The organism is Rhodococcus sp. 66b (assembly GCF_002076325.1).
Taxonomy (GTDB): domain Bacteria; phylum Actinomycetota; class Actinomycetes; order Mycobacteriales; family Mycobacteriaceae; genus Rhodococcus_F; species Rhodococcus_F erythropolis.
Genome location: NZ_MUZB01000007.1, coordinates 90499 through 103509, shown reverse-complemented (window position 1 = coordinate 103509; position 13011 = coordinate 90499). Strand labels below are relative to the sequence as shown.

At 63.6% G+C, this 13011-nt stretch carries 16 protein-coding genes; 10 read left to right on the top strand and 6 right to left on the bottom strand.

Annotated features, from left to right (window positions below):
• Position 1: 1 nt before the first annotated feature.
• The 7 genes from B0E55_RS14705 (at position 2) to tuf (ending at position 6661) form a co-directional block, all read left to right on the top strand.
• On the top strand, positions 2-613 hold the full coding sequence (locus tag B0E55_RS14705) for a TetR/AcrR family transcriptional regulator (protein WP_019744287.1): 612 nt from the start codon (positions 2-4) through the stop codon (positions 611-613).
• An 83-nt stretch (positions 614-696) separates the two neighbouring features.
• A complete protein-coding gene (locus B0E55_RS14700) occupies positions 697-1245 on the top strand; it encodes a DUF3558 domain-containing protein (RefSeq protein ID WP_021334054.1) in 549 nt (182 codons plus the stop codon).
• On the top strand, positions 1242-1787 hold the full coding sequence (locus tag B0E55_RS14695; protein WP_019744285.1) for a DUF3558 domain-containing protein: 546 nt from the start codon (positions 1242-1244) through the stop codon (positions 1785-1787). The genes B0E55_RS14700 and B0E55_RS14695 overlap by 4 nt, the downstream gene beginning before the upstream one ends.
• 409 nt (positions 1788-2196) lie before the next feature.
• The gene (gene rpsL / locus B0E55_RS14690; RefSeq protein WP_003941908.1) at positions 2197-2571 is read left to right on the top strand and encodes a 30S ribosomal protein S12; all 375 of its coding nucleotides are present in this window, start codon (positions 2197-2199) and stop codon (positions 2569-2571) included.
• On the top strand, positions 2571-3041 hold the full coding sequence (rpsG, locus tag B0E55_RS14685; RefSeq protein ID WP_003941856.1) for a 30S ribosomal protein S7: 471 nt from the start codon (positions 2571-2573) through the stop codon (positions 3039-3041). Before rpsL ends, rpsG begins: the two co-directional genes overlap by 1 nt.
• A 201-nt stretch (positions 3042-3242) precedes the next feature.
• The gene (fusA, locus tag B0E55_RS14680) at positions 3243-5345 is read left to right on the top strand and encodes an elongation factor G (protein ID WP_003942073.1); all 2103 of its coding nucleotides are present in this window, start codon (positions 3243-3245) and stop codon (positions 5343-5345) included.
• Positions 5346-5470: 125 nt separating this feature from the next.
• Entirely contained in the window at positions 5471-6661 is a 1191-nt protein-coding gene (gene tuf / locus B0E55_RS14675; RefSeq protein WP_019744283.1) for an elongation factor Tu, read from the top strand.
• Between the two features lie 118 nt (positions 6662-6779).
• Here tuf and B0E55_RS14670 read toward each other — a convergent pair whose 3' ends face one another.
• From B0E55_RS14670 to B0E55_RS14650, 5 genes are read right to left on the bottom strand one after another with little or no spacing between them, the layout of a single operon-like run.
• The gene (locus tag B0E55_RS14670; protein ID WP_069146250.1) at positions 6780-7343 is read right to left on the bottom strand and encodes a hypothetical protein; all 564 of its coding nucleotides are present in this window, start codon (positions 7341-7343) and stop codon (positions 6780-6782) included.
• A complete protein-coding gene (locus tag B0E55_RS14665) occupies positions 7340-8314 on the bottom strand; it encodes a DUF6286 domain-containing Asp23/Gls24 family envelope stress response protein (RefSeq protein WP_080909959.1) in 975 nt (324 codons plus the stop codon). The genes B0E55_RS14670 and B0E55_RS14665 overlap by 4 nt, the downstream gene beginning before the upstream one ends.
• Positions 8301-8480: a hypothetical protein gene (locus B0E55_RS14660; RefSeq protein ID WP_003942043.1), complete on the bottom strand. Its 180-nt coding sequence runs from the start codon at positions 8478-8480 to the stop codon at positions 8301-8303. Before B0E55_RS14660 ends, B0E55_RS14665 begins: the two co-directional genes overlap by 14 nt.
• A 1-nt stretch (position 8481) precedes the next feature.
• A complete protein-coding gene (locus tag B0E55_RS14655; protein WP_020968986.1) occupies positions 8482-8859 on the bottom strand; it encodes a hypothetical protein in 378 nt (125 codons plus the stop codon).
• Positions 8856-9323 (bottom strand): Asp23/Gls24 family envelope stress response protein, encoded by a 468-nt coding sequence (locus tag B0E55_RS14650; protein WP_003941912.1) that lies wholly within the window; start codon positions 9321-9323, stop codon positions 8856-8858. Before B0E55_RS14650 ends, B0E55_RS14655 begins: the two co-directional genes overlap by 4 nt.
• Positions 9324-9507: 184 nt before the next feature.
• On the opposite strand from B0E55_RS14650, the gene B0E55_RS14645 reads away from it, so the two are divergent.
• Together B0E55_RS14645 and B0E55_RS14640 are read left to right on the top strand one after the other, a co-directional pair.
• Positions 9508-10686, top strand: a complete 1179-nt coding sequence (locus B0E55_RS14645; protein ID WP_223257985.1) for an NAD(P)/FAD-dependent oxidoreductase — start codon at positions 9508-9510, stop codon at positions 10684-10686.
• A 42-nt stretch (positions 10687-10728) separates the two neighbouring features.
• A complete protein-coding gene (locus tag B0E55_RS14640) occupies positions 10729-11493 on the top strand; it encodes a glutamate racemase (protein WP_029254872.1) in 765 nt (254 codons plus the stop codon).
• A gap of 37 nt (positions 11494-11530) precedes the next feature.
• On the opposite strand, the gene B0E55_RS14635 is transcribed toward B0E55_RS14640, so the two are convergent.
• Complete coding sequence (locus B0E55_RS14635) at positions 11531-11899, bottom strand: SPW repeat domain-containing protein (protein WP_080909958.1); 369 nt, start codon at positions 11897-11899, stop codon at positions 11531-11533.
• A 361-nt stretch (positions 11900-12260) separates the two neighbouring features.
• Between B0E55_RS14635 and B0E55_RS14630 the strand changes: the two genes are divergently transcribed.
• The gene (locus B0E55_RS14630; protein WP_019744275.1) at positions 12261-12998 is read left to right on the top strand and encodes a DNA alkylation repair protein; all 738 of its coding nucleotides are present in this window, start codon (positions 12261-12263) and stop codon (positions 12996-12998) included.
• The last annotated feature ends 13 nt before the right edge of the window (positions 12999-13011 follow it).

Sequence of the window (13011 nt, the reverse complement as noted above, 5' to 3'; positions counted from 1 at the left end):
GATGACTCGAGAACCCAAGCAGGACCGAAGTCGAGTCACGCGCTCCCACCTGCTCGAAGTGACTGTGGAGTGTCTCGCCGAACTCGGATGGAGCGCAACGACGATGAGCGTCGTCGCCCAGCGTGCCGGGGTGTCCCGCGGTGCGATGCAGCATCACTTCCCGACCCGCGAGGACCTCATCACCGCGGCGCTCGAGGTGATGTTCGACGCCAGGATGGATCAGGCACGAAAGGAATCGACCGACCTTCCGGTGGGTGCCGGACGAACCGAGGCGGTCATTTCGCGGTTGGTCGAGTACTACACCGGGACTCTGTTCAAAGCAGCACTGCAGGTGTGGACGGCCGCTGCCTCCGACCCCGACCTGCGGGCCCGCGTGTTGCCCCTCGAGGAACGGTTCGGGCGCATCGCGCACCGCATGGCCGTCGAGAGTCTGGGCGTCGACGACTCCGATCCGGTGACGCACCGTTTGGTACAGGCGACCCTGGACCTGGCCCGCGGGCTGGGGCTGGCAGACGTCTTGACCGACGACTCGCGTCGACGCACCGAGGTGGTCAAACAATGGGCGGCGCAATTGGATTCCACGCTGGTTCGGGTACCGGTCCCAACTCCCTGAATCGGTAGCGGCGTGGCGGCGACCGATGAGCGAGGTGCGTACGTGGCGTGTGTCGGGGGCCACCGAGAAGTACAGTCGGCTCCATGGCCGCACGCACCCTCACTTCGATCGGGACTTCGGTATTGGTCTCGGCTGCCGTGCTTTCGGCGGTGGTCGGCTGCAGCTCCGACGACGGGGCCGTCGATCAGCCGGGCGACGGCGCGGGTTCGCAGGCACTCGCACCCACCGATCCCGGTCCGATGTTCGCCGAATGCGGCTCGGTGACCGACGAAGAAGTTGTCAATGCCTTCAACCTCGGCACTTTTGCGACGACGACGCGCAACGGTGTCGGTTGCCAGTGGGAGGTCGCTGGTTCGAGCGGTCCGAGCGTCAGTTTCTCCTGGTACCGCGGGAGCCCGATCGGCCGCGAACGGGCCGGGTCCGACCTGCTCGGACGTCCTGCCGACGACATCACGATCGGCGGTCATCAAGGCTTCATCGCGTCCACGGCAGGTTCGTTGTGCGAGTTGGGTATCGCGTTCGGCGGAGACTTCGTGCACTGGTCGATCACCTACGGCTTGCTGCCACCGACCGCGGATCCATGCACGGTGGCGCGGGATCTGATGGAAAAAACAGTTTCGAGGGCACAGTGAAGTTCGAGGGCGCCGTGAAGCGCGTACGGATCGGGCTCGCCCTGGCTGGGTCGCTGGTTCTACTCACGGGGTGCGGCTCCGTGGTCACCGGGACTCCCCGTGCGGAGGGCAGCTACGGCGGTAGTGACAGCCAGGAATTCGCGAACGTCCTCCAAGAATGCGAGGCCGTCACCGACGAGCAGATCGCCGGTGCCGTGGGTGCCGACGCCGTCGGGCGTGGGTTCTTCGGCGCCATCTGCCGTTGGGACGGCATCGGGGCCGCGGGTCCGATCAAGATCACCTTCAACTGGTTCGAGACGGGCACCCTCGATCACGAGCGCGCTGCTTTCGAACATCTGGGATACGTGGTGGCGAAAATCGACATCAACGGCAGTGGCGGTTACGAGGTTCGCCAGCCGGCCGATCCGCAGAGTTGCGGCGTGAGCGCGAGCGCACCGGCCGGGGGAGTGTTCGGGTGGTGGGTCACCGAGCCGCAGGGCGGCGCGGACCCCTGCGAGGCTGCGGCAAAGCTCGGCGCGTTGACGTTGAACCGCAGCATCTGATCGTGACCGGTCCGGCTGCGTGGTCTGAGTTTGCAGCCAGAGTGTCTGGTCAGAGCGTGAGGTCACTATCACCGTGGCCTCGCTTTGACCTCGTGGCGCGCCGACAGGTATCGTTATGGGTCGTGTCCGGCATGCCCGGGCCGATCTGTGTGCCTAGCTAGGTATTGCCGTGCGCGCGTTCGAGCAGAAACTGCTGATGAACGAGCATCCGGCTGCCTGTGTGGGGGTATGCGACACGCCCGACCTCGGGGGCAGTGCGCGGCATGAAAGTGCTGAGTACAGACTCTGAGGTGGGTGAGGAGCAGCAGCTCTCTTGCTCCAACTGCTAGATCCCTAATTTCAGAACAGCCACGTTTTCGAACGGCCCGAGTTCGCTCGAGCAGTCTGTTCGTCACAAGAAAGCCGGTAAATGCCAACCATCAACCAGCTGGTCCGCAAGGGTCGCCGCGACAAGACCGCCAAGGTCAAGACGGCAGCCCTCAAGGGCAGCCCGCAGCGTCGTGGCGTGTGCACTCGCGTGTACACCACCACCCCCAAGAAGCCGAACTCCGCGCTCCGTAAGGTCGCACGTGTTCGCCTCACGACTTCGGTCGAGGTCACCGCGTACATCCCCGGTGAAGGTCACAACCTTCAGGAGCACTCCATGGTGCTCGTCCGTGGCGGTCGTGTGAAGGACCTCCCGGGTGTCCGTTACAAGATCATCCGCGGCTCCCTGGACACCCAGGGTGTCAAGGGTCGCAAGCAGGCACGCAGCCGCTACGGCGCCAAGAAGGAGAAGAGCTAATGCCACGTAAGGGCCCCGCTCCGAAGCGCCCGCTCATCAACGACCCGGTTTACGGTTCCCCGTTGGTGACGCAGCTCGTCAACAAGATCCTGCTGGACGGCAAGAAGTCCACCGCAGAGCGAATCGTGTACCAGGCTCTCGAGCAGGCACGCGAGAAGACCGGCACCGATCCGGTCGTCACTCTCAAGCGCGCCCTGGACAACGTCAAGCCTGCACTCGAGGTTCGTAGCCGCCGCGTCGGTGGCGCTACCTACCAGGTGCCGGTCGAGGTTCGTCCCGGTCGTTCCACCACGCTGGCACTGCGCTGGCTGGTCACCTTCTCGCGTGCACGTCGTGAGAAGACCATGGTCGAGCGTCTCGCCAACGAGCTCCTCGATGCCAGCAATGGCCTCGGTGCAGCTGTGAAGCGTCGCGAAGACACTCACAAGATGGCCGAAGCCAACAAGGCATTCGCCCACTACCGCTGGTGATGTAAAGCGTCGGAGCAACTGCCATCGGGTGGGGCTCCGACGCTTGTCGCCGTTGGCGACCTGATCATCTCGCCGGTTTCCGGACGCAGGTGGCCAGGTTCGCCTCGGCAGAGACATAATTGAAAGACCATGGCCTTGACGGTGGAACACACCGGATACGGCCGACACCCGAAAACCAAGCAACGAGCGGGGAAGAAACCTGTGGCACAGGAAGTGCTGACTGACCTGAACAAGGTCCGCAACATCGGCATCATGGCGCACATCGATGCCGGCAAGACCACCACCACCGAGCGCATCCTGTTCTACACCGGTGTCAATTACAAGATCGGTGAGACGCACGACGGTGCGTCGACGACGGACTGGATGGAGCAGGAGAAGGAACGCGGCATCACGATCACGTCTGCCGCCGTGACTTGCTTCTGGAACAACAACCAGATCAACATCATCGACACCCCCGGCCACGTCGACTTCACGGTCGAGGTGGAGCGGTCGCTGCGCGTGCTCGACGGCGCAGTTGCTGTCTTCGACGGTAAGGAAGGTGTCGAGCCGCAGTCCGAGCAGGTTTGGCGTCAGGCTGCCAAGTACGACGTTCCGCGCATCTGCTTCGTCAACAAGATGGACAAGATGGGCGCGGACTTCTACTTCACAGTCCAGACCATCATCGACCGTCTCGGCGCGAAGCCGCTCGTTCTCCAGCTGCCCATCGGCGCTGAGGACGACTTCGACGGCGTCGTCGACCTGGTCGAGATGCGTGCCATCACCTGGCGCGGCGTAGTTCCGACCGGTGCACTGCCGACCATCGAAGAGATCCCCGCGGACCTCGTCGAGAAGGCTGCAGAGTACCGCGAGAAGCTGCTCGAAACCGTTGCCGAGTCCGACGAAGCTCTCATGGAGAAGTACTTCGGCGGCGAAGAGCTCACGGTCGAGGAAATCAAGGGCGCCATCCGCAAGATGACGGTCGCTTCCGAGCTGTACCCGGTCATCTGTGGCTCCGCGTTCAAGAACAAGGGCGTTCAGCCCATGCTCGACGCAGTCATCGATTACCTGCCGAACCCGCTGGACATCGGCGAGGTCGTCGGCCACAAGCTCGGTGACGAAGAAGTAGAGATCACTCGCAAGCCGAGCAAGGAAGAGCCGTTCTCGGCTCTCGCCTTCAAGATCGCTGCTCACCCGTTCTTCGGCAAGCTGACCTTCGTCCGCGTGTACTCGGGTCGTATCGATCCGGGCGCTCAGGTGCTCAACGCAACCAAGGGCAAGAAGGAGCGCATCGGAAAGCTCTTCCAGATGCACGCCAACAAGGAGAACCCGGTAGACGAGGCCGTAGCCGGCCACATCTACGCAATGATCGGCCTCAAGGACACCACCACCGGTGACACCTTGTGCGATCAGGCGAGCCCCATCGTCCTCGAGTCGATGTCGTTCCCCGCGCCGGTCATCCAGGTCTCCATCGAGCCCAAGACCAAGTCCGACCAGGAAAAGCTGGGCGTCGCGATCCAGAAGCTGGCCGAAGAGGATCCGACCTTCTCGGTCGAACTCGACGAAGAGACCGGTCAGACCGTCATCGGCGGTATGGGCGAGCTCCACCTCGACATCCTCGTCGACCGCATGCGTCGCGAGTTCAAGGTCGAGGCGAACGTCGGTAAGCCGCAGGTTGCGTACCGCGAGACCATCACCAAGAAGGTCGAGAAGCACGACTACACCCACAAGAAGCAGACGGGTGGCTCGGGCCAGTTCGCAAAGGTCATCATCGCTCTGGAGCCTTTCGTGGGCGAAGACGGTGCTACCTACGAGTTCGAGAACAAAGTCTCCGGCGGACGTATCCCGCGCGAGTACATTCCCTCCGTGGATGCCGGCGCGCAGGACGCGATGCAGTACGGTGTTCTCGCCGGCTACCCGCTCGTGAACCTGAAGCTGTCGCTGCTCGATGGTGCTTACCACGACGTCGACTCCTCGGAAATGGCGTTCAAGGTTGCCGGTTCGCAGGCACTGAAGGAAGCCGCCCGCAAGGCCGGCCCCGTCATTCTCGAGCCGCTCATGGCTGTCGAGGTCACAACGCCCGAGGAGTACATGGGCGACGTGATCGGCGACCTCAACTCCCGCCGTGGCCAGATCCAGGCCATGGAGGAACGCAGTGGTGCCCGTGTCGTGAAGGCGCTGGTTCCGCTCTCGGAGATGTTCGGTTACATCGGTGACCTGCGGTCGAAGACCCAGGGCCGTGCGAACTTCTCCATGGTGTTCGATTCCTACGCAGAGGTTCCCGCGAACGTCTCGAAGGAAATCATCGCCAAGGCGACGGGCGAGTAAGCACAGCGAGCTCCCCAGCCCGCGCCGGCAAGTGACCTCGGTTGCTTCCGGCACGAAGCACGACCAAGTAACAACCAACCGCACTGCTGCATACGGCAAGCAACAACAGTCCAGGAGGACACAAAGTGGCGAAGGCGAAGTTCGAGCGGACGAAGCCGCACGTGAACATCGGCACCATTGGTCACGTCGACCACGGCAAGACCACGACGACGGCGGCCATCACCAAGGTTCTCGCGGATGCATTCCCCGACCTGAACGAGGCTTCGGCCTTCGATCAGATCGACAAGGCTCCCGAGGAAAAGGCTCGTGGCATCACGATCAACATCTCGCATGTTGAGTACCAGACGGAAAAGCGCCACTACGCGCACGTCGATGCACCGGGTCACGCCGACTACATCAAGAACATGATCACCGGCGCAGCTCAGATGGACGGCGCTATCCTCGTCGTCGCAGCTACCGACGGCCCGATGCCCCAGACGCGCGAGCATGTCCTGCTCGCTCGCCAGGTTGGCGTTCCTTACATCCTCGTCGCCCTGAACAAGGCCGACATGGTTGACGATGACGAGATCCTCGAGCTCGTCGAGATGGAGGTCCGCGAACTGCTGGCCGCTCAGGAATTCGACGAGGAAGCCCCCGTCATTCCGATCTCGGCACTCAAGGCACTCGAGGGTGACCCGAAGTGGACGCAGTCCATCCTCGACCTGATGGCTGCAGTCGACGAGTCCATCCCGGACCCGGTCCGCGAGACGGACAAGCCCTTCCTCATGCCCGTCGAGGATGTCTTCACGATCACCGGCCGTGGCACGGTTGTCACCGGTCGTATCGAGCGTGGCTCGGTCAACGTGAACGAGGAGGTGGAGATCGTCGGCATCAAGGAGACCTCCACCAAGACCACCGTCACGGGTATCGAGATGTTCCGCAAGCTGCTCGACTCGGGCCAGGCCGGCGACAACGTCGGACTGCTCGTTCGTGGCATCAAGCGCGAAGATGTCGAGCGTGGACAGGTTGTCGTCAAGCCGGGCACCACGACTCCCCACACGGAGTTCGAGGGCCAGGCATACATCCTGTCGAAGGACGAGGGCGGCCGCCACACCCCGTTCTTCAACAACTACCGCCCGCAGTTCTACTTCCGTACCACGGACGTTACGGGCGTCGTGACGCTGCCTGAGGGCACCGAGATGGTCATGCCCGGTGACAACACCGAGATGTCCGTCAAGCTCATCCAGCCTGTCGCCATGGACGAGGGCCTGCGCTTCGCAATTCGCGAAGGCGGCCGTACGGTCGGCGCCGGCAAGGTTGCCAAGATCATCAAGTGAGACTCTTGTCTCGCTAGCTGATTCGCAGCACTAGGAAAGGCGCTCATTCCCTTCGGGGAGTGAGCGCCTTTTCTGTGTCTATGGCCAGGTGGTCTGCGATCGGTTGTTCGGGGTGCTTCTACTTGGAGGCTTCTACCCGGTCGAGATGCAACAGAACCTGTACCGCGACAGGTGAGCCGTCGAGGCTTCGCCTGGTTGCACGGGCGATGTGTTCGGCCGAAGTGGTGAAGCCGACGACATCGATCGCCGGGTCTGCGGTGACGACAATCGACAGCGTTGGCAGTCCGCGATCGATCGTCGCTTTGCTTCTGGTGCTGCGCACGCCGCTCAGTTGGGCGAGTTCTGCCGCTACGCCGTCGGCGACCGGTCCCAGATCCACGCTGACGTCTGTGCCGGACTCGTTGTGCCGCAATGTGACTGCGCTCGTTCGGCGTCGACGAAGGTTCAGGTACAACAGCCCGAAACCGGCGAAGACGCAGAGGACAAAGGTGCCCGACAGCACCCAGTGCCACCAAGGCTCCTCCGGAAGACCGAAGAGGACCTCACGATCGAGTCGTGACACCCAGGTCCTGATCAGTGAGGCACCCGCGTCCCACGCGATGGCGTATGCGCCCGCCGCGAGGAGTGCGATTCCGACGATGAGGACGATGGTCCGATCGACCGCGGAGATCCAACGGTTCACGAGGCGTCCTTTCGTCGTACTGGCGCTTCTCTCACGACTATCGAAAGGTGCAGTGGCTGCTGGAGTATCGCGAGATGAGGCCGAACTGCCGCGTCGACGGCCGCGGCAAGTTCGGTTCGATCGCCGCCGGTGGATTCGATGTGGACCTTGATGTGTTTGCGGTCGACGCTGGTGTGGGCCGAGTCGACGCCGGGAACGACCGCTGCGTGGCTACTGCACAGACGTGCAATGTCCGTCGGCCGCATCCATACCGTCGATGCGCTCGGGTTACCCAACGGCACATGGGTTTTCGCCCGGCGTTTGAGGGCGGACATGATCAGGACAACGCCCGCGACGACGGCAGCGATGGCCACCGGAAGCAGCCACGGTTGCCAGTGCAGACGCGACGTCCACTCCACGGAGTTTCGGATCCAGGGCGCCGAATCGAAGGTTCCGCGGTTGATGAACCATTCGCGCGAGACCACGAAAGCGAGTGCGAGTAGACCGCACGCGATGACGACGGCTGACACCGCGGCGGCGGGGTTCGCGGAGGGAACTCGGGGTGGAATCGGATCCGAGAGTGCCTCCTGTGCGGGGCCTTCCGCGATTTCGACGCCGGAAACACAGGATTCGTCAGAACCCTCGGTTGCCGCGATCATGACGTTCATGTCGTGGAGGGGCAGGCCGGTCAGCGACTCGACGCTGCGTCCGACTTCTGCCCGCACGCGACCGGTCAGTTCGGTGACCGAACATGGCCAGGACACAGCGAGGAACAGATTGATGGCCACGGCGTCGCTGCCCATCGAGATGTCGGCTCGCGGAAGGTCGCGCCCGGTCAGGCGGGTCAAGCCACCGGACTGGCGGACCACCCCCGGGACGTTCACCGCTGCGGCAGTGGCTATCTTGGCCATCGCCCGGTCCTTGATGACCAGTGAACCTCGTAGGCCGGGATCGTCTGCCGCGTTCGGAGTGGTCGGCTCAGCCACGGCCACGGCTTCGGAGGATCGCGCCGAGATCGAGATGTCCGTCGCGGTGTGCTCCGATCGCCATACCGGCGGCGCCGAGCAGGACGGCGAAGACGAATCCGCTGAATCCGCCCATGATTCCGGCGAGCGCGAGGAGCAGACCGACCAGCAGTCCGACGGTAGTGCTGTTCATGTCAGTTCCCTTCTCGAATGTTCGGTGCGATCTCGGTGACGGTGGAAAGCTCGGTGACTGCATCTTCGGAATTTTCGGGTGGATATCCAGCTGTGGACAAGTCTCCGACGGTCACGTTCACCGGTACGTCGACCAACCGTGCCACCACCGCTCGGACGCGTTCGGCGACGCCGCGAACGTCGGCCGGATAGTGAACGGAAATGTGTACCGCACAAGAGTTTTCGTCGACGACGACGCCGGTGACTCGGCGTCCGGGGAGGTAGGTTCCCACCTCACCGAATTGCCCGCCGTGCAGATCTGCCACTTCCGGGATCGCAAGAACTGCGTCGGCGACGATCTCGGCCGCGTCGATCTCGCGGCCGGCGTCGGCGGTACTCACTGAACCCTCGGCTTGGCTTCCGGATCGGTACTGCCGCCGCTCTCTGCATCCTCGAAGAGCATGACGTCGAAGACGGTGATGTTGACCTCGGTGACCTCGAGACCCGTCATGCTTTCGACTGCGGCAATAACGTTTCGGCGGATACCTACCGCCAATTCGTGGAGTGCGACGCCGTATTCGGCGACAATGCCGATGTCGATGGCGGCTTGTTTCTCGCCCACTTCCACCGCGACGCCCTGGGCATGGTTGACGCGGGCGCCCGGAATACGGTCGCGAAGTGCCCCCACCGCGCGGGCGGTGCCCCCACCGACGTCGTACACGCCGTTGATCTCGCGGGTCGCGATACCGGCGATCTTGGCGACCACGGCGTCGGCGATGATCGTCTTGCCCTGGGTGCTGACTAGTTCCGCGCCACCGTCGGCGCCGAATCGGACGCTGTTCTTTTCACTGGAATCGCTGGTCATGGGGGCTCCCTGCTCATGTGTCAGTGCGTGCGTCTGAAGTACCTCCAACTGTAGTGACTGGTAGGTGGCCATGCGGGATGCACCACACCTACTCCGGCATTTGGTATGGCAGAGTCGGGGGCAAATAGTGACGGCGTTCATAGTGAGCGCTGCTAGTGACGTGGGTCGGACAGGGTGGTACGTGGTGGCACGGATAGTGATCGTGGGTGCGGGGTTGTCGGGGCTGCGGACCGTCGAGGAACTGCGACGAGCAGGCTTCGAGGGTGAATTGACGCTCGCCGGTGGGGAAACACATCTGCCCTACGACCGGCCGCCGCTGTCGAAGGAAGTGATCCGCGGCGACAAGGACGAGACGACGCTGCGTCCGGCAGAGTTCTACGTCGAGAACAAGGTGGATCTCAAGCTCGGTTCGCCCGCGACCTCGGTGGACACTGCCGCAAAGTCGGTGGCGTTCGCGGACGGATCCACCCTCGACTACGACGAGTTGGTCATCGCGACCGGACTGACTCCGCGTCGCATTGCCGGCCTTCCGGAGCTGTCCGGAGTGCACGTTCTGCGCTCCATCGAGGAGGCGCTGGCCCTTCGCGCCGAGCTGGCTCCCGGCAAGCGTGCGCTGATCGTCGGGGCCGGCTTCATCGGCTGCGAACTGGCCGCCAGCATGAAGTCTCACGGCGTCGACGTCGTGTTGCTCGAACCTCAGCCGACACCGCTGGCGTCGGTGCTCGGCCCCACCGTTGGCGCCCTCGTCGAACGTCTGCATCGGAACGAGGGCGTCGATGTCCGCGTCGGCACCGGCTTGACCTCGTTGTCCGGCGACGGAGCGGTTGCCACTGCGACCTTGAGCGACGGTTCGGAGATCCCGGTCGACGTGGTGGCGATCGGAGTCGGTTCGGTGCCGGTCACGGGATGGCTCGATGGTTCGGGAATCGAACTCGACAACGGAGTGCTCTGCGACGGCGTCGGCCGCACCAGTACCGACCACGTCTGGGCCGTCGGCGACGTCGCGTCCTGGCAGATCGGTGATCGACGCAAGCGCGTCGAACACTGGACCAATGCGGGCGACCAGGCCAAGATCCTGGCGGGAGCGCTCACCGGAACGGGTGATCCCGATGCGCCGGCGCAGGTTCCCTACTTCTGGAGCGATCAGTACGACGTCAAGATCCAGGCGTTGGGGACCGTCGCACCCACGGACACCGTTCACATCGTCAAGGACGACGGCCGAAAGTTCGTCGCCTACTACGAGCGCGACGGTGTGCTGGCAGCTGTCGTCGGCGGAGGTAGCGCGGGAGCGGTGATGAAGATGCGCGCCAAGATCGCAGCCGGCACGCCCATCTCTGACGTGTTGGAGTCCACACCGGCCTGAACGGATGAGGCAGGACCGGTTCCGAGGCGATAGATTTGTGCGGTGATCGTTGCACTCATCGACTCGGGACTGGGCCTGCTCCCTACCTCTGCGTGGCTCAGACGCCTGCGCCCGGATCTCGATCTGGTGCTCTCCCTGGATCCGGACGGCGCCCCCTGGGGCCCCAAGCCTGAGCCGTGGGTCGTCGACCGGGTACTCGGTGCGGTGCGGCGGAGCCTCGATCGTGGGGCTCAGGTCATCGTTCTTCCATGCAATACCGCCAGCGTCACCGCGCTGCCACACGTGCGAGAACTGGTCGGGCCGGAAGTACCGGTCATCGGAACGGTGCCCGCGATCAAACCCGCCGCTGCCGCGTGCGATTCAGTGGCGATCTGGGCTACAGCCGCGACGACGGCCAGCCGGTACCAAGCCGATCTGATCGAGCAGTTCGGCAACGGCGCCAAGGTCGTCGGAGTGCCGTGCCACGGCCTGGCCGATTCGATAGACCTCGGTGATCGCGCAGCCGCACTTGCTGCCATCGATTCCGCGGTTGCCCGGACGCCGGACGACGTCAGCGGCGTTGTCCTCGGGTGCACCCACTACCCACTGCTCGCCGACGAGATCGCAGCGCGGCTACCCGCCGGCGTCACACTCTTCGACAGCGCCGAAGCCGTTGCACGACAGACTCTGCGGCGGATCGACGGGCTCGGTGCCGTGGGCGAAGGATCGGGAACCGTCGAGGTGTTCGTGAGCGGTCGTCCGGGCGCACTACCGCCCAGCGCCGAAGCCTTCGACGCCGGGCGGTTGTTGGGCGCGATCAAAGCCTGATCAAACCGCTCTGTCAATGGGCAGCTACGCCGCTCCGTCAATGGGCGGCTACGCCGCCGTGACCCCCGTGATGCATCCGCGCACTCATCACCGGCATCGCACTCACCGCGACCACAACGGTCAGAACCCCGACCACCCAGGCCGTCCACGACGCACCGCGCAGAGCGTCGAAGTTCATCACCCAGGGTGAAATGAACATCAAGACGCCGAAAACACCCATCGCGTAATCCGCCATGGACATGTCCGGACGTGCCATGTGCGCCAGACCCGACAGTGCAACCAGGACACCCAGGACGACGAGTGACCACATTGCCCGATCGGTGGTGTCGAGCCACATCGGCGAGAGAGCCGCAAAGACGCCGAGAACCACCGCGACGGCATCTTGCATTCGATTCCACGACTTCATGACGAGACCTCCAAAGACGAGAGTGTGTCCACCTGTAGTACACGCCCGCGGAAGATCGAGATCAACTCTCCGCCAATTGCATTCGCGTTGCAGTTAGAGGCGATGCGGAGGCTCGAATATCAAGATTTGTGACCATTCGTCCGGATGGCCACGAGCCCGCGCGGCGCGCTTGCCGCGATATGTCCCGAGAGTGCCATGAGGGTGAGAGTGGTGAATGCGATAGCGGCGGTGATCATGGGTGGTCCTTTCACTGACTGTCCTCGAGTGTCGTCTGCCGACCTGTGGCCGAGCAGGGCACACGGTGTGAGGACGCTGAGAGAATCGAAGAGTCCGCACAGACGACCCGTGAGAAGGTTCTGGGGTGACGCAATCGAGTGCCCCGGACGTGATCGAGCAGTTGGCCGACCTCGCGGATCCCGCGGATGCCGTCCACTTGCAGCGGTTCTTCAAGACAGCGCCGGGGGAGTACGGCGAGGGTGACGTATTCATCGGCGTGCGAGTACCGAAGACGCGATCGGTGGTGAAGAAGCACGTCGGACTCGCGTTGCCTCAGATACGTCTCCTTCTCGACAGTGACGTTCACGAGCACCGATTGGCCGGGCTGCTGATCCTGGTCGCTCAATTCGAAAAAGTCAGTCGCCCAAAATTTTTCGACGACGAGGGCCGCGCTCGCATCGCAGGCTTCTATCTGACCGCTGTCGAGGACGGGCGGGTCAACAATTGGGATCTGGTGGATTCGTCCGCCGGACAGATCCTCGGCGGCTGGCTGTACGACCGAGATCGCCGGCTGATCTTCGAGCTTTCCGATTCGGGTGACCTGTGGCGACGACGGGTGGCGCTGCTGACGACGTACGGATTCATCACTCGCGGCGACGCGTCGACCACGCTCGAGCTTGCCGCGCAGGTGCTGGGTGATCGACGAGACCTGACCCAGAAAGCGATGGGCTGGATGCTCCGCGAGGTGGGCAAGCGGGTGGATCGGGATTTGTTGACCGGCTTCCTTACTGAGAATGCAGCAGACATGGGACGCACGGCGCTGAGCTACGCGTGCGAACACCTGACCGCAGACGAGCGAGCGCACTTCCGGGCGGCCCGCTAGCGAAGTACCGCTC

Bases quoted from the DNA above. Each gene is read 5' to 3' on its own strand.
- B0E55_RS14705 (WP_019744287.1), top strand. From the start codon at position 2: ATGACTCGAGAACCCAAGCAGGACCGAAGTCGAGTCACGCGCTCCCAC.
- B0E55_RS14700 (WP_021334054.1), top strand. From the start codon at position 697: ATGGCCGCACGCACCCTCACTTCGATCGGGACTTCGGTATTGGTCTCG.
- rpsL (WP_003941908.1), top strand. From the start codon at position 2,197: ATGCCAACCATCAACCAGCTGGTCCGCAAGGGTCGCCGCGACAAGACC.
- rpsG (WP_003941856.1), top strand. From the start codon at position 2,571: ATGCCACGTAAGGGCCCCGCTCCGAAGCGCCCGCTCATCAACGACCCG.
- B0E55_RS14660 (WP_003942043.1), bottom strand. From the start codon at position 8,480: ATGAACAGCACTACCGTCGGACTGCTGGTCGGTCTGCTCCTCGCGCTC.
- B0E55_RS14650 (WP_003941912.1), bottom strand. From the start codon at position 9,323: ATGACCAGCGATTCCAGTGAAAAGAACAGCGTCCGATTCGGCGCCGAC.
- B0E55_RS14635 (WP_080909958.1), bottom strand. From the start codon at position 11,899: ATGAAGTCGTGGAATCGAATGCAAGATGCCGTCGCGGTGGTTCTCGGC.